This window comes from Bradyrhizobium sp. 141 (assembly GCF_023074055.1).
In the GTDB taxonomy this organism is placed as follows: Bacteria; Pseudomonadota; Alphaproteobacteria; order Rhizobiales; family Xanthobacteraceae; genus Bradyrhizobium.
In genome coordinates this window covers 407586-424011 of record NZ_JADPKR010000082.1, presented here as the reverse complement: position 1 = coordinate 424011, position 16426 = coordinate 407586, and the positions used below count along the sequence as shown (strand labels likewise).

General features: G+C 65.2%; 11 protein-coding genes. 7 read left to right on the top strand and 4 right to left on the bottom strand.

All coding sequences use genetic code 11. The features are described from left to right. Nucleotides 1-58 precede the first annotated feature (58 nt). Nucleotides 59-1933, top strand: coding sequence for an ATP-binding protein (locus tag IVA81_RS25315; protein WP_247322969.1), 1875 nt, complete (start codon nucleotides 59-61; stop codon nucleotides 1931-1933). A 203-nt stretch (nucleotides 1934-2136) separates the two neighbouring features. Here the strand turns inward: IVA81_RS25315 and IVA81_RS25310 are convergent, their stop codons facing one another. After that, a complete protein-coding gene (locus tag IVA81_RS25310) occupies nucleotides 2137-3162 on the bottom strand; it encodes an AraC family transcriptional regulator (RefSeq protein ID WP_247322968.1) in 1026 nt (341 codons plus the stop codon). Between the two features lie 188 nt (nucleotides 3163-3350). Between IVA81_RS25310 and IVA81_RS25305 the strand changes: the two genes are divergently transcribed. The 4 genes from IVA81_RS25305 (at nucleotide 3351) to IVA81_RS25290 (ending at nucleotide 7601) form a co-directional block, all read left to right on the top strand. Continuing rightward, nucleotides 3351-3800: a cupin domain-containing protein gene (locus IVA81_RS25305; RefSeq protein ID WP_247322967.1), complete on the top strand. Its 450-nt coding sequence runs from the start codon at nucleotides 3351-3353 to the stop codon at nucleotides 3798-3800. A gap of 98 nt (nucleotides 3801-3898) precedes the next feature. Then, the gene (locus IVA81_RS25300; RefSeq protein ID WP_247322966.1) at nucleotides 3899-5389 is read left to right on the top strand and encodes an NAD(P)/FAD-dependent oxidoreductase; all 1491 of its coding nucleotides are present in this window, start codon (nucleotides 3899-3901) and stop codon (nucleotides 5387-5389) included. Nucleotides 5390-5484: 95 nt separating this feature from the next. Next, on the top strand, nucleotides 5485-6552 hold the full coding sequence (locus tag IVA81_RS25295; protein ID WP_247322965.1) for a hypothetical protein: 1068 nt from the start codon (nucleotides 5485-5487) through the stop codon (nucleotides 6550-6552). Between the two features lie 65 nt (nucleotides 6553-6617). Further along, on the top strand, nucleotides 6618-7601 hold the full coding sequence (locus tag IVA81_RS25290; protein ID WP_247322964.1) for an NAD-dependent epimerase/dehydratase family protein: 984 nt from the start codon (nucleotides 6618-6620) through the stop codon (nucleotides 7599-7601). On the opposite strand, the gene IVA81_RS25285 is transcribed toward IVA81_RS25290, so the two are convergent. From IVA81_RS25285 to IVA81_RS25275, 3 genes are all read right to left on the bottom strand, one after another. Next, nucleotides 7598-8941, bottom strand: a complete 1344-nt coding sequence (locus tag IVA81_RS25285) for a cytochrome c peroxidase (protein ID WP_247322959.1) — start codon at nucleotides 8939-8941, stop codon at nucleotides 7598-7600. The genes IVA81_RS25290 and IVA81_RS25285 overlap by 4 nt on opposite strands. Before the next feature lie 16 nt (nucleotides 8942-8957). After that, nucleotides 8958-10682 carry an alkaline phosphatase family protein gene (locus IVA81_RS25280; protein ID WP_247322957.1) on the bottom strand — a complete coding sequence of 575 codons (1725 nt, stop codon included), beginning with the start codon at nucleotides 10680-10682 and terminating at the stop codon, nucleotides 8958-8960. Between the two features lie 189 nt (nucleotides 10683-10871). After that, entirely contained in the window at nucleotides 10872-11663 is a 792-nt protein-coding gene (locus IVA81_RS25275) for a transporter substrate-binding domain-containing protein (protein ID WP_247322955.1), read from the bottom strand. Nucleotides 11664-11908: 245 nt separating this feature from the next. Between IVA81_RS25275 and IVA81_RS25270 the strand changes: the two genes are divergently transcribed. Both IVA81_RS25270 and IVA81_RS25265 read left to right on the top strand, forming a co-directional pair. Next, on the top strand, nucleotides 11909-13102 hold the full coding sequence (locus IVA81_RS25270; RefSeq protein WP_247322953.1) for an efflux RND transporter periplasmic adaptor subunit: 1194 nt from the start codon (nucleotides 11909-11911) through the stop codon (nucleotides 13100-13102). Nucleotides 13103-13112: 10 nt separating this feature from the next. Next, nucleotides 13113-16271, top strand: coding sequence for a multidrug efflux RND transporter permease subunit (locus tag IVA81_RS25265; RefSeq protein ID WP_247322951.1), 3159 nt, complete (start codon nucleotides 13113-13115; stop codon nucleotides 16269-16271). The last annotated feature ends 155 nt before the right edge of the window (nucleotides 16272-16426 follow it).

Below are 16426 nucleotides of genomic sequence, written 5' to 3'. Positions count from 1 at the left end.
CGGCCCCCTGGACCGGGCGGCCGATGCGGTCCGCTTCTGGCGTCTTTGGTGTGAGACCATGAAACTCAGGGGGCTTCTGACACTCGCGCTGGCCGCACAGGTCATCGTGACGGCCGCAGCCCTTTTCGCCTCCTATGCCGTGACCGGCAGCGGCACGCGTGAATTCGGCATTCCCCAGCTTGTCGCCCTGCTGGCAAGCGCCGTCGTCGCGGTGCTGATGGCTCGCCTCTGCACCCGCACGATCGAGACGCGGGAGGAAAAGCGCGCCGCCGCGCAATCGGCTGAGCTGGCGCGGGCAGGCAGCGACAGCGCACAGATGATGCAAGCCGTCATCAAGACCGCGCTCGATGCCTTCATTCAGATCGACGACAGCGGCGCCGTGCTGGAATGGAGCTTTCAAGCGGAGGCCCTGACCGGATGGACGCGCAAGGAGGCTCTCGGTGCCGACGTCGTCGATCTCATCGTCGCCGAGCCGCTGCGTGCCGCCTTCAGGCAGCGCATGGCGCGGCTGGTTCCGGAATTGTCGGACACACCTGCCGGCATGCGCTTCGAGCTCACTCTGATCCACCGGAACGGTGACCGGATCCTGGCCGAGGCGTCCAGCACGGTCTTGCGGCTGGGCGGGCGCGCCATCGTCAACACTTTCGTCCGGGACATCACGCAGAAGCGCGCCGCCGAGGAGCAACTGGTCCAGTCCCAGAAGATGGAGGCGGTCGGGCAACTCACCGGCGGCATCGCGCACGAATTCAACAACATGCTCACGGTGATTACAGGCACGATCGAGATCCTCGCCGACGCCGTCAAGGACAACCCGCCGCTTGCGACCATCACCAAGCTGATCAGCGAGGCCGCCGATCGCGGCGCCGCGCTGACATCCAGCCTGTTGTCCTTTGCCCGCAAGCAGGCGCTGCAGCCGGCCGAGATCGACGTCAACGAGCTGCTGGAAGAGCTGGCAAAGCTGCTGCTGGCAACCTTCGACAAGAAGATCGAGATCGCCACCAGGCTCGACCGCAACGTCTGGCTCGCCTTCGCCGATCGCAGCCAGCTGAGCTCGGCGCTGCTCAACCTCGCGATCAACGCCCGGGATGCCATGCTGGACGGCGGCAGGCTGACGCTGAAGACGCGCAACGTCGTGTTCGGCGTGCGCGAGGCGGTCGCGGTCGGCGCCGGCTATGCCGGGGACTACGTCGAGATCGAGATTGCCGACACCGGCACCGGCATTCCGCAGGCCATCCTCGAACGCATCTTCGATCCGTTCTTCTCCACCAAGGAGGTCGGCAAGGGCACGGGGCTCGGGCTCAGCATGGTGTTCGGCTTCGTCAAGCAGTCCGGCGGCGGCATCAAGGTCGCCTCCGAAGAAGGTCGCGGCACGATCTTCACGGTCTATCTGCCGAAGGCGGAGGCGAGCGCGTTGCGCCCGACCGGCTATGACGACCGCAAGATCGTGGGGGGCCAGGAAACCGTTCTCTGCGTCGAAGACGATCGCGATGTCCGTCAATATGTGACGGTTCAGCTCGAAGCCCTCAGCTACAAGGTCATCGCGGCCGCCAATGCGACCGAGGCCCTCGCCATCTCCGCCGAAGGCACGCCGTTCGACCTGCTCTTCACCGACATCGTGATGGCCGGCGGCATGAACGGACGGGAGCTCGCCGAGCAGATGGTGGCCGCGCGCCCCTCCTTGCGGGTCCTGTTCACGTCGGGCTATGCCTACGACTCGCTGCACGCGCATGGACGCGCCACCATGGGCGCACCGCTGCTGAGAAAGCCTTATCGCAAAGCCGAGCTCGCACGCATGCTGCGCCGCTGCCTCGACACCGCCGTCGATTCCGCCGGCGACGCGATCCCGACGCCCTACTCGGTGCAGGCCGATGTCGAGGCTTTTCTACGCAGGCAGGCGGCGGAAGACAGCGGCACGGGGAAGCCGCGGAAGTAGTTTCCTCCTAGCTGGAGTGCCTTAGCCTCTGCGTCGTCATGGCCGGGCTTGTCCCGGCCATCCACGTCTTGCCTGCGGCACGAAGAACGTGGATGCCCGGGACAAGCCCGGGCATGACGACCTCTTGAGCAGGTGCCAATGCGATCACCCTACGCAGAGATGAGCTTTCGGTGCGCATCGAATGAACCAAAACTCGTCCTGCCTCAGCTCAACCTTCTCCGCAACGTCGCCGACGGCGTCTCGCCGAATTTCTCGCGGTAGGCGCCGGCCATGCGGCCAAGATGGGTGAAGCCGAGATCGAAGGCGAGGTCGGTGATGGAGACATCGGGTGACGCCTGCGCGAGACGTGCGTGGAGACCGGCGAGGCGCATGTCGAGCAGCATCTGCGAGATCGACAGGCCGAAGTGACGGCGGAATCCGAGCTGGAGCGCGCGGATGCCGATGCCGGCGGCGCAGGCGAGCTGCGCGAGGTCGAGCGGCTCGCCGGCACTGTCCGCAAGATGGTCCCGCGCGGCGCGGAGCGCGCGCGGCAGCCGCTCGGCCCGGCCGGAGAATGTCGCGATCGCATCCGACAGGCCATGCCGCTGGCCATTGAGCAGATGATCGAGCAGAAGCTCGCGCCAATCGGCCATCGCGACCGCTGACAGCCTGCCGGAGGGACCAAGACGCTCGGCGAGCATCATCAGCTCGGCCAGGCTGGTTCGCAAGGCGCGCCCCGACGGCGCCTCCAAATCGATCATGGGATCGAACTCGACCGTGCCTGACGCCCTGCCCGACAGCGCCGCGGCGCGCTGCTCGACCATGCGGCGGTCGAACAGCAGGATCGCCTGCGCGCAGTCGCGCCACATCATCCGGGTCGGGATCGTCGGCGACAGCAGCGACGCCGTCCTGTCAGGCGCGGCATCGAGCTCGGTGACGCCGGCGCGAATATGGGACGTGCCCGTGAGCGGGACCTGCACCAGGAAGAAGCGCTCGAGGCAGCCGGGATCGATGCCGACCACTCCGCCATAGGCAACGTAGTTGATGGAAAAACCGTCGAAGGCCGCACAATTGTGCCGGGCGGAGAAGCCCGCCGCCCGCGCGCCTGCCGGCTTGAGGTCGTGCGGGCAGAAGATGCGCCCGATCTCTTCGGCCGCTTCGTCGACATCGTCGGTGGTGACGCGGGCGAAATCCGCGAGCCGTTCGGCCGGGGGCACCCTTGCGCTCATTTCCAGCACGGCTGCGGACATGGTCGACCACGGTTCGCGTCACGGAATTGCTTTAAGCCTATAATAGTTCCCCGGACCCGAAAAGGGCGGCGTCGGCAAAATCGTCATGCTGCACGGCAACAGGCCCCTCCGGATTCGTTTAGCGGATAGACAGGCGGCCCATTGATGACTGAAGCTCCATCCTCGCCGGAATCCAATGGGAGCGCGCCATGACTGCACTCGAAAAGGGCATTACCGCTAACGGCACAGGCTACGGCGGCAAGAGCTGGAACATCCTGGGCCAGGTTTATTTCCCCAAGGCCGTCACCGAGTCCACCTTCGCGTTCGAGACCAACAGCGAGCCCGGCCAGTTCGTGCCGGTGCACATCCATCCGACCCAGGACGAGTTCATCCTGGTGCAGGAGGGAACGCTCGACCTCAAGCTCGACGGAAAATGGGTCAAGGCCCATGCCGGCGATCTCGTGCGCATGCCGCGCGGCATCCCGCACGGCTATTTCAACAAATCCGACAAGCCGTGCCGCGCGCTGTTCTGGGTCTCGCCGATGCAGAGGCTGGAAACACTGTTCAACCAGCTGCACAATCTGACCGACCCTGCCGAGGTCGTGCGCATCTCGGCGCAGCATGAGGTCGACTTCCTGCCGCCCGAGGCCAACGACTAGGCGCCGCCTCCACTTCCATTTGCTTGCGGTTCCGCCGGCTGCGCCTTGCGGCCGAACGAAGCCGCTTGCGCGCGAAACACATGATTGCGAGCCATCCCATGATCACCCCTAAGCATGTCTGCGTGATCGGCGCCGGCGTCTCCGGCCTTGCTGCCGCCAAGGCGTTCTCCGCCCGGGGCCACCGCGTCACCGTCGTCGAGCGCAGTGCCGATCTCGGCGGCGTCTGGGAGCCGGCGCGCTCCTATCCTGACGTGCAGACCCAGAGTCCGAAAGAACTCTACCGCTACACCGACCGCGCCATGCCGGAGGCCTATCCGGAATGGCCGACCGGGCCGCAGGTCCATGCCTATCTCGCCGATTATGCCAAGAGTTTTGGCCTCGACCGCATGCTGCGCCTCGACACCGAGGTCGCCGCGATGGCTCGACGCGCCGATGGCAAGCCCGGCTGGACACTCGCGCTCGGCGGCAAGGACGGCGTGACAACGAACGAGGATTTCGATTTCGTCGCGGTCTGCACCGGCCAGTTCAACGAGCCGCGTGAGCTGCATTGCCCCGGCGAGGATGCATTCTTGGCACAGGGCGGCCAGATCCTGCATTCGTCGAAATACGGCGATCCGACGCTGGCGAAAGGACGCCGAATCGTTGTGCTCGGCGGCTCGAAATCGGCGACCGACATCGCGGTCAACGCGGTGAAGTCGGGTGCGCGCGAGGTGACGATCGTGATGCGCGAGCCGGTATGGCGCATCCCCTATTTCATCGGCGGGCTCGTGAACTTCAAGCGTATCCTCTACATCCGCGCGCAGGAAGAGATGTTCCCGGGCTGGGGCATCGGCGCGATGGCACGGCTTGCACACCGCCTCGCCACGCCGCTGGTGTGGGCGAACTGGCGCGGGCTGGAGAGCCTGTTGAAAGCGCAGCTCAAGCTTGGCCGCTGCAAGATGGTGCCGAAGGAGCGGATCGAGGACGGCGTCAACTGCTCGGTGCCGATCGCAACACCGGGCTTCTATCCGATGGTCGCCGACGGCCGCATCAAGGCGGTGTTCGGCACCTTCGACCGTTATGACGGCGACAGCATCATGATGAGCGGCGGAGAGCGTGTCGGTGCCGACATCGCACTGCTCGCGATCGGCTACAAGCTCGGCGTGCCGTTCCTGCCCGAGACCTACAAGCAGAAGCTGGTCGATGCCGACGGGCAGTACCGGCTCTACCGCCTGATCGCCAACCCCGACCTGCCCGAGCTTGGCTTCGTCGGTTTCAACTCGTCGTTCTGCACCGTGCTCTGCGCAGACCTCGCCGCCAACTGGCTGGTGCGCTATGCCGACGGCCGGCTCGCCAGCCAGCCGACGGCGGCGCAGATGCACGACAACATCGAGATGATGCTGCACTTCAAGCGCGTCGAACGGCCGGCCGCGGGCGTCTATGGCGGCCTCTGCGTCGCGCCCTATCACTACCGTCATTTCGACGAGCTGATGGCCGACATCGGCGCGAAGAACCAGAAACGCGGCGGGCTTGCCGGACGCTTCCAACCGCCGGATGCGGATGCCTATGCGAAATTCCTGGCGACGGCGCCGGACTACCGGGTGGCCTGAGCGACAAATTGCGGCTGAGCGGGATTTGCGTCTCGCCAGCCCGCGCTTCTGATGCTTACGATCTCCCTGGCCAGCGAATCGATGGGGAAACGGCCATGGGATTCAGACGTCTTGCAGTCTTTGCGGCTGTTGCATTCTTCGCCGCGGCGCCCGCCGTCGGACAACAGCGCGCGCTCACGACCCGGCAATCAGAGGCGCTCGCTGCCTATGACCGCGCGCTCGCCGACTTCAAGTCAGTCCTGGCCGAGCGGCGGCGCCAGATCGAGGCGAAGCAGCCGCTGCCGAACCTGCCGGGACAGGCACTCTATCTGGCGCGCGTCGCCGTGATCAGCAGCTACAAGGATCTCACCGACGCCATGCCGTCGCGGATCGGCAGGCCCAACAAGTTCGAGATTCCCCCGGCCTATTTCGACGCCGAGATCGAGCCGTTGATCGACGAATATTCAAAACTGTTCGACATCATGGAGGCGCCGCCCACCGGCGCGCAGAACTCGGCGACACCGTTCAAGGACGTCGTCGATCTCGCGACCGTGATCGCGCGCGCCAAGGGGCTTGCGCCTGACCACGCCGACGCTGCCGGCCGCATCAGCCTCGGGCTGTTTTTTGCCGAGACCAACGGCAAGCAGAATGTTCGCAACGGACGCTCGAACACCTATATGGGCAGCTTCCAGACCGGCCCGTCCGAGGACCGCAACGGCCGCAGGAAATGGGAGGCCATCAAGGGCGGCATCGCGGCGATCGATCCGGGATTGAGCGCGCGTGACGACAAGGAGGAGGCGCGGGCCCGCGGGACCGACCACCGCTTCAATCATTGGACCAACGTGCGCGACGGGCTGATGAACGCACATGCAGATGTGTTCCGTGAAATCCCTGGAATCGTGAAGACGCTGCCCAACCCGATCGACCAGATGAAGCTGTTCGAGCTGATCCAGATCGTTCCCACCCCGACCAGATCGGCCCTGAAGTCGGGTGACCTCCTGAACTACAGGGTGTCCAGCCCGACGATCATGAAGCATCTACGCAACAACAGCATCTTTGCGTTCGGGCAGGCCGACCGGGCGCGCACCTCGGCCAGCTTCCGCGAGATTCTCGCTGCGATGTGGCTGTTCAATCGCAAGTTCGAACGGGCGATGGCGAAATACGCGGAGATCAAGGCGAACTGAGGAGGCGGTTGCAACCGCTACCGGACGTTGTAGACTCTTCGCCTCGACGAAAGCACGGACATTCCATGCGCCTGCTCATTCTCGGCGGCAGCCAGTTCCTTGGCCGCGCGATCGCTTCCCATGCTTGTGCTGCCGGCCATGACGTGACCTGCGCCGCCCGCGGTCTCGCGGGGCCGATCGCACCGGGCGCGCGCCTTGTGCGGATCGATCGCGACGTCACTGACGGACTTGCGCCACTGACCGGCGAGACGTTCGATGCAATCGTCGATGTCTCGCGTCATCCCGGCCAGGTCCGCCGCGCCGTTGCCGCGCTGAAACGGCCGGGCGTGCATTGGACCTTCGTCTCGACCATCAGCGTGTACGCGGATAATCGCATACCGGGGCAACGCGCCGACACGGCACCGCTGCGCGAGCCCGTTACGGCGGAGATCGAGCACAGTACCGATGCCATCTACGGTGCCGCCAAGGTCGCTTGCGAGCAGGCGGTCGGAGCCGACGCCTTCATCTGCCGAGCCGGCCTGATCGCCGGGCCGGAGGACCCGACCGGGCGCTTCGCCTATTGGCCGGCGCGGCTCGCGCGCGGCGGCGAGGTGCTGGCGCCGGGATCGCTTGATGATGCCGTCCAGTTCATCGACGTGCGCGATCTCGCGCGATGGATCGTGCATGCCGCAGCGGTTCGCCTCACCGGCATCTATGACGGGATCGGACCGGTGCGCACGCGGGGCGAATTGCTCGCCGAATGCGCAGCCGCGCTGAACGCGTCGTGCACGTTCACCTGGATTGACCGTGCGTTTCTCGAGGCACACGACGTTCGGCGCTGGGCGGGTCCGCGGTCACTGCCGCTGTGGCTTCCCCTGCCCGACTTCGCCGGCTTCATGACGCGCGACCCCTCGCCGGCGCGCGCGGCCGGCTTGACGGCGCGGCCGCTCGGCGTCACCGCGCGCGATACGCTTCATTGGCTCCGCGCCGGCAACGGGCCAGTGGTCGGTCTGACAACCGACGAGGAGAAGCACGTGCTCGCCGCCTGGCACGCGGACAAGGCGCGCTAGTTCTCCGGCACGTAGCCATCCGTCAACGTCTTCAGGAATGCGATCACGTCGGCTTCGTCCTGCTCCGTCATCGCTGGCTTGTCGCCGAGATGCCGGTCGAACGGCGGATCGGTGACGTCGACATTGGCGTGATATTTTTGCGGCAGGTCGTCGTACTTGCGCACCGTGTCGTCTGCCGAGCGCGGAAAGACCTTTTCGGGATTGGTGTCGCGAAAGTTGTAGAAGTCGAGCACCTGCTCGAGGCTGCGGAAGACCCCGTTGTGGAAGAAGGCGTGGCGTGTCGCCGTGTTGCGCAGCGTCGGTGTCAGGAACATGCCGCAATATTGCGTCTGCTCAGGGATGTCGGTGCGATGCGGACCGCAGACGCCGAGGTCGAAATAGTCCGGATCGCGATTGCCGGAGAGCGCGGCATTGCGCGGCGCGCCGAGCGCCTCGTATTGGTGATCCGTGAACAGCGGCGGCAGGCCGTCGCGGGTCGGCGCCGAAGTGTGGCAGCCGGCGCAATTGGCCTTGTCGGGATCGTTGAAAACCTCCAGGCCGCGCAGCTCGCTCTCGGACAGCCGCGTCTTGCCTTCGAGCCAATAGTCGTACTTGCTGGTGTAGGGATGGAAGCTCGGCTCCTCCACCTGGTAGCGCGCCACGGCGAACATCGCCTCCGCGATCAGGAGCCGCTGATTTCTCAGCACACCGGCGCCGAACAATTCGACGAAGCGCTGCACATAGGGCGCGCGGCGCAGCTTGTCCGCAACGATCTCGGCGCTGCCGCCATCCATCTCGTTGGGATCGAGCAGCGGAAACAGCGCCTGGTCCTGGAGGGTGTCGGCGCGGCCGTCCCAGAACAGGCCGCCCTGCGGCACGATGTTCGCCGACGCGCCGCTGCCGCCCGCCGTCTTCGTGGTGCGCGCCGCCTGCTGTCCGAGCGCGGCCATCTGCGCGAGGTCGATGACGTTGTCGTCATCGCCCTTGTCGGGACCGATGCTGAAATTGGGGTGACGATCGAGATAGGTCAGCGACGGCACCGCGCGGGCGCCCTGCCGCAACAGGGTCGCGCCGCCGAGCATGACCGGCCCGTCATTGGGCGGGCCGTATGCGTGATCCGGGCTGTGACAGGACGCGCAGGACAGCGCGCCGGACGACGACAGCGAGGCGTCGTAGAAAATCTCCTTGCCCAGCCGCGCCATCGCCGACAACGGCGCGACGGGCGGACGCATGAGACGAACCGGATTCGGATTCGCGCCCGTACGGCCCGTCGGCGCAAGTCCTTGCGTCTCCGCTGCAAAGACGGCGCCGGCCCAAGCAAGAAGGCCGGCGCCAAGGAGCCACATGGTGCGGCTGTTCATGAAGCGCCCCGCTGGACTAGTGGTGGTGGTGCTCGTCCGGCGGGCTGGTGATCACCGTGCCGGAGGTCGGATCGAGGAATAGCGCGTCGGTCCGGAAGTCATGGCTGTGATCCTGATCGAAGTCGAACAGGTCGATGATCGATCCGGCGCTGGCATCGAACGAGCCGCCGCCGAGGCGCCGGCCACGCAGCCAATTGTCCTCGATGAACCGCACCACGGAAGCCTGCGAGATGTAGGTGTGGCTGACGAAGTTGGTCTTGGCATAGGGCGAGATGACGATGAAGGGAATGCGCGTGCCCGGACCGCAGCGGCCGTTTACCGGCTTGCCACCCAGTCCCTTCGGCGCGGGCTGCCTGTCGGCGCCGAGGCCGCAGCGACCCGAACCGTTGACCTGATCGGCGGTCGGATCATAGGAGGCGTTCCTCGGCGCGACGTATTGGTGGTCGTACCAGCCGTCGGAATCGTCATAGGTGATGATGACGGCGGTCTCGCGCCACTCCGGCTGCTTCTGGAGGAAGTTGATCAGTTCGACATTGCCGACCTGCTCGTCCAGCGGATCGGAGTTGCCGGCATGACCGTCCTGGAAGGCCGGCATCTTGACGTAGGAGACGGCCGGGAAATTGCCGGCCTTCACCGCGGCGTAGAAGTCGTCGAGATCGTAGCCGTGATTGGCCGGATCGATCTTGCCGTCCATCGCATAGGTGTGGCCGACGGCATGGATCGAGCTCGGCCGCGCATGGGTCGGGTTGGCGGTCGACTTGTAGTACTGGAACCAGGCGTGGTGGGGGATGTAGTCCACGATGGTGCCGTTGACGTTGCTGGAGAAGGTGCTGCGCCCGCAGCCCGTGGTGCCGTTGGCATTCTTCAGCGTGAGGTCGAAGCCGCCCATGAAGCTGCCCCAGCTAATGTGCTCGTCGTTGAGCAGATCACCGATGTTCTTGCCGTCCATCAGGATCGTGCTCGTCGTGCTCGAGCAGGGATCGTTGCCCGGATCGGTATCGCCGATCAGCGTCAGGCCGCCCTGGCCGTCGGCGATCGAGGACGACGTGCCGACGACGTTCTGCACGCCGTTGGTCTGGCCGGAGATCACCTCAAGCATTCCCGGCGTCGACGGACCGAAGGTGTCGGTCCAGGCATTGTCGCTCATGGAAAAGTGCTGTGCATAATTCCACAAGGCGGTGACGGTGTTGCCGTCGAAATAGCCCATCACCTGCCCGTTCGTGCCGAAGGCGCCGGCGCCGCCGGCGGTGCCGCGGCCGGTGAATTTCGGGAACAGGTCTTCCTTGCCGTTGTCGACGGCCTGCTGCTCGGGCGTATAGCTGTGGTTCTGCGAGCGCGTGTTGGCTTGGGTGCGGTCGAGGCGGAACGGGTCCGTCGCGCCGGTGCCGTTGGCCGGATTGTTGTTGGGATTGTTGACCAGCAGGTTGGCCGTGACGAGGTTGTTGACCTTCGGCGTATGCGGCTTCGGCCCGAAGGGCAGCGAGCCCGGCGGATTGGCCGCGGTCGGATAGGTCGCGAAGTAATGATCGAACGAACGGTTCTCGTTGAAGACGATCACGAGATGCTTGATCGGCGTCTCGGTGTGGATGTCATGCGGATGACGGTGATGATCACGGCCATTGTCATGATCATGGCTTTGGCCGCGATCCCGGCCGAAATCGTCCGCGAGGACGGGAATGCTGCATGCAAGGGCGGCCGCGGCTGCGAAAAACGCGACCGTCGTCAGAAGTCTGGATTTCATTGTTGTGTTGCCCCGAAGGATTGACGCCGACCTTGAGGACATTAGCGACGGGCGATGACAAAGCTGTGTCAGTTTGACGCACGAGACAATTTGCGCAATTGCTCAGACAAAATTGTCTATCCAGCCAGGAGCGATCAGGGCGCTGCCGCGTCACCACGAAGTGTGGTGCAAGCCGAGAATTCGACAGCATTATTCCGTCCGGATCGGCGCGTCCTTCAGACCATTATTGTCATAGGCCTTGCGCAGCGTGCCGTTCGTCCTCGCGTCCGTCATGAACTTGGTGACGAACGCCAGCGCCTGGTTATGGCCGAGCGGCACGGCGACCGCCGTGAAGGTCTTCTTGAAGGTCTCGTCCAGGACGCGCGTGCCGGGAATCTGTAGCGCCATCTTGTTGAGCTGGTCGCGCGACAGCGCGAAGGCATCGATCTCACCGTTCTTCAGCAGGCTGAAGATTTCGTCGTAGGTCTGATAGCCCGTGACTGTTGCGTTCTTCAGATGCGCGATCGCGCCGCGCATGGTCGTTGTGGCGTTGACGGCGGCCACCTTGACGCCGGGCTGATCGAGGCCGGCGAAGTTCGTGACGGCGGAGCCGGGCTTGACGATGTAGGTGGCGTCCGCGACCTCGTAGATCGGGCCGAACATCATTTTACTCTCGCGCTCGGGATCCCTGGGGAGCCAGGTGACGTTCCAGGTCCCCTTGCCAGCGGCATCGGTGATCTGTCCGGAATTCTGGTGCACGACATATTCGACCGATACGCCGAGCTGTGCGGCCATCGCCTTGCCGAGATCGACGGGAACGCCGGCATAGCCGGATTCGGTTTTGGTCGACCAGAATGCGCCGCCCGCGGGGCTGATTGCGATCGCGACCCGCAGCTTGCCGGTCGGTGCGATCTCGTCCTTCAGAGCGTCTGCTAGCGCGGGCATCGCAACCATCGCTGCGAGAACGAGGCCGGCGAGGGCCGACTGGAGGGGCGTGGGCATGTCATGGTCTCCTCACCTTTTCTTCTTGGCCTCTTCCCGGCTCGCTCGCGCATCGTCACACGGTCTTTGACATAATTCTGGTCGATCGTGCGCTCGGTGAAAAGCGGTTTGTCATGACAAATCTGTCAAAGGCCACACCGCCCCGGGCAGCGCAAGGCCCGCGACTGCCATAGCCATGGTGTTTCACGGCCGGACATTTGTTGGTAGCCTGCCGCACCGATAGACGATACTCGGGGGGCTACCGAATGACCTCATCCAATCCCGCATCCCCTGCACGGCGCAATGAAGCGTGGAGACAGGCCGGGCGGACACTGGCCGCCGCGGCGGTCGTGATCGCGCTGACCGGCTGCGAGGACAAGAACACGTTCGTGGCACCGCCGCCCCCCAAGGTCGACGTGGCAACGCCGGTGCAGCGTCCGGTCACGCGCTACATCGAGGCCACCGGCAACACCGCGCCGATCAAGAGCGTCGATCTCGTGGCGCGGGTGCAGGGCTTCCTGCAATCGATCGACTATCAGGACGGCAGCTTCGTCAAGCAGGGCACCCAGCTTTTCACGATCGAGCCCGAGACCTATAAGCTCAAGCTTGAGCAGGCGCAGGCGGCCGAGACCGGCGCGCAGGCCACGGTCAAGCAGGCGGAAGCGGACTTCAAGCGGCAGGTCGAGCTGGTGCAGCGCCAGGCGGTCTCGCAGTCGACGCTCGACACCTCGACATCGACCCGCGACAACGCGCAGGCCAGTCTCTCGCAGGCCCAGGTCAACACCAAGCTCGCCCAGGTGAACTACGGCTACACCAACGTGACCGCGCCGTTCGACGGCATCGTCAGCGCCCACATGGTCTCGGTCGGCGAGCTCGTCGGCGTTTCCTCCCCGACCCAGCTTGCGACCATCGTCGCGATGGACCCGATCTGGGTGAACTTCACGGTCAACGAGCAGGACGTCCTCCGCATTCGCGCCGAAGCGGCCCGCCGCGGGCTGACCGTCGCCGACCTCAAGCAGTTACCGGTCCAGGTGGGCCTCCAGACCGAGACTGGATATCCGCATGAAGGCCACCTCGACTACGTCTCGCCGACCCTCAATACATCGACGGGCACGCTCGCGGTGCGCGGCGTCGTGCCCAACGACAAGCGGGCGCTGCTGCCAGGTTATTTCGTCCGGGTCCGCGTGCCCTTCGACCAGGAAAAGAGTGCCCTGCTCGTCCCCGACACGGCGCTCGGCAGCGACCAGGGCGGCCGCTACCTCCTCGTCGTGAACGGCGACAACATCGTCGAGCAGCGCAAGGTGCAGATCGGCCCTGTCGACAACGGGCTGCGCGTCATCGAGAGCGGCTTGAAGCCAGAGGACCGCGTGGTGATCGCTGGGCTGCTGCGGGTGATACCGGGCCAGAAGATCGACCCGCAGGTGACGAAGATCGAGCAGCCGCAGGCATCTGCCAAGTAGGAGCCGCGCCATGATCTCAAAGTTCTTCATCGAGCGGCCGGTCCTCTCGAACGTCATCGCGCTGTTGATGATCCTGATCGGCGGCGTCGCGCTGTTCAATCTCGCCGTCGCGCAATACCCCGATGTGGTGCCGCCGACCGTGCAGGTCACCACGCGCTATCCCGGCGCCAGCGCCAAGACCGTGATCGACACCGTGGCGCTGCCGATCGAGCAGCAGGTCAACGGCGTCGAGGACATGCTCTACATGCAGTCCTATAGCGGCTCGGACGGCACCTACACGCTGACGGTGACCTTCAAGATCGGCACCGACCTCAACTTCGCGCAGGTGCTGGTGCAGAACCGCGCCTCCAGCGCACTGTCGCAACTGCCGAGCGCCGTGCAGAACCAGGGCGTCACCGTGCAGAAGCGGTCGACCTCGATCCTGCTGTTCGTGACCCTGACCTCGCCGGACTCCAGATACGACAGCCTTTACTTGAGCAACTACGCCACCATCAACATCCGCGACGAGCTCTCGCGCCTGCCCGGCATCGGCAACGTCACCGTGTTCGGCGCCGGCCAGTATTCGATGCGGGTCTGGCTCGATCCGAACAAGCTGCAGGTCCGCGGGCTGGTGCCGCAGGACGTCATCAACGCGATCCAGCAGCAGAGCCAGCAGGTCTCCGCGGGTCAGGTCGGCGCACCGCCGACGCCGCCGGGGCAGGCGTTCCAGTACACGCTCAACGTCAACGGCCGGCTCGACGACACCAGCCAGTTCGAGAACATCATCGTCAAGTCGGGCACCAGCGGCGACGTCACGCGCGTGCGCGACGTCGGCTGGGTCGAGCTCGGCGCGCAGACCTACAGCCAGATCTTCTCGCTCAACAAGCAACCGGCCGTCGGCATCGGCGTGTTCCAGTCGCCCGGCGCCAACGCGCTCCAGGTCGAGCAGGCCGTCGAGAAGAAGATGGCGGAGCTCGCCAAGCGGTTCCCGGAAGGCATCAAATACGACACGCCGTTCGACACCACCAAGTTCGTCGAAGCCTCGGTGCACGAGGTCTACATGACGCTGATCGAAGCCGGCCTTTTGGTGCTGGTCGTGATCCTGGTGTTCCTGCAGGACTGGCGCGCGATGCTGGTGCCGGCAACCACCGTGCCGGTGACCATCATCGGCGCCTTCGCAGCGATGGCGGCGCTCGGCTTCACCATCAACATGTCGACGCTGTTCGCGATCGTGCTCGCGATCGGCATCGTGGTCGACGACGCCATCGTCGTGGTCGAAGGCGCCGCCCACAACATCGAGCAGGGGCTGAACGGCCACGACGCCGCGATCAAGGCGATGGACCAGCTGTTCGCGCCGATCGTCGGCATCACCCTGGTGCTGATCTCGGTGTTCTTGCCGGCCTCGTTCCTCGCCGGCCTCACCGGGCGCATCTATTCACAATTCGCGCTGGTGATCGCGGCGACCGCGCTTTTGTCCGCCATCAACGCGGCGACATTGAAGCCGACGCAATGCGCGCTGTGGCTGCGGCCGGCGGTGCCGCCGGAGCAGCGCAATTTCTTCTATCGCGGCTTCAACGCGGTCTATGACCGCGTCGAGCGCGGCTACACGCGGCTGATCACCTTCCTGTGCAGGCACGCGACGGTCTCGGTCGCGTTCGCGCTGCTGGTCATCGGAGCCAGCGGCTACGGCTTGTCGCGGGTGCCGACCGGCTTTCTGCCGATCGAGGACCAGGGCTATCTGATCGCCGCCGTGCAACTGCCCGACGGCGCCGCGCTGGAGCGGACGCAAGCCGTGCTCGACAGAGCGAGCGAGATCATCAAGGACACCCCTGGAGTCCAGCAGGTCATCACCATCGCCGGCATCTCCGCGCTCGACAACAGCGCCAGCCTTGCCAATGCCGGCGTCGCCTACATCATCCTGAAGGACTGGGAGGCGCGCAAAGGCCCAGGCGAGGATCTGCGCTCGCTGGTGTACGGACTGAACGACAAGCTCGCGACCATCATGGAAGCGCGCACGCTGGTGCTGCCGCCGCCGCCGATCCAGGGCATCGGCAACGCCGCCGGCTTCTCGATGCAGGTCGAGCTGCGCGACGGCAACAGCGACTTCGCCAAGCTGCAGGCGATCACCGGGGCGATGGTCAGCAACGGCCAGAGCCAGAGCGCGCTGCAGCGCGTGCAGTCCTCGTTCCGCTCCTCGGTGCCGCAATTCAACATCGAGATCGACCGCGTCAAGACCCAGACGCTGCACGTCACCACCGATCAGGTCTTCTCGGCGCTGTCGACCTATCTCGGCTCGTCCTTTGTCAACCAGTTCAACAAGTTCGGCCGTGTGTTCCAGGTCTACACCCAGGCCGATCCCGCCTTCCGCGTCACCGAGCGCGACATCGCCAACATGCAGGTGCGCAACTCGAACGGCGACATGATCCCGATCGGCACTATCGCCAAGATCACGCCCGCCACCGGCCCGTCGCTGATCAGCCTCTATAACCTCTATCCATCGTCCACCGTGATCGGCCTGCCGGCGCAGGGCTACTCCTCCGGCCAGTCGTTGAAGCTGATGGAAGAGATCGCGGAGAAGACGCTGCCGCCCGGCACCGGCTATGAATGGACCGCGATGTCCTATCAGGAGAAGGCGGTCTCGAACCAGATCTACTGGGTGTTCGGCCTCGCCATGCTGCTGGTCTATCTCGTGCTCGCCGGCCAATACGAGAGCTGGTACGCGCCGATCTCGGTGATCCTCGCGGTGCCACTGTCGCTGCTCGGGCCGATGCTGATCCTCTCTGCGCTCAAGATCGACAACAACCTCTATTGCCAGATCGGCCTGATCCTCTTGATCGCGCTGTCGGCCAAGAACGCGATCCTGATCGTCGAGGTCGGGCTCGAGCTGCACGGCCGCGACGGCAAGCCGGTGCTGGAGGCCGCGATCGAAGCGGCGCGCGCCCGCTTCCGCCCGATCCTGATGACCTCGTTCGCCTTCATCCTCGGCGTGGTGCCCCTGGTGCTCGCGACCGGCGCCGGCGCCAGCGCACGCAAATCGATCGGCATCACCGTGTTCTCGGGCATGCTGGCCTCGACCTGCCTCGCGGTGCTGTTCGTGCCTGCTTTCTTCGTGGTGGTGCAGCGGTTCGAGAACTGGCGGGCGTCGAAGAAGGCACCGAAGGTGGAGAAAGTGGCGGAGGTGAAGCCTTAAGAGCCGTTGAGTCGGATCGGCCGTGCCGCGTGCTCGGTGTAACCTCTCCCGCTTGCGGGAGAGGTCGGGCGTAGCGCCGGGTGAGGGCTCTCTCCTCGTCGGGAGTGTCCCAATGAGGAGAAAGCCCTCTACCCTGCCCTCCCCCGCTTGCGGGA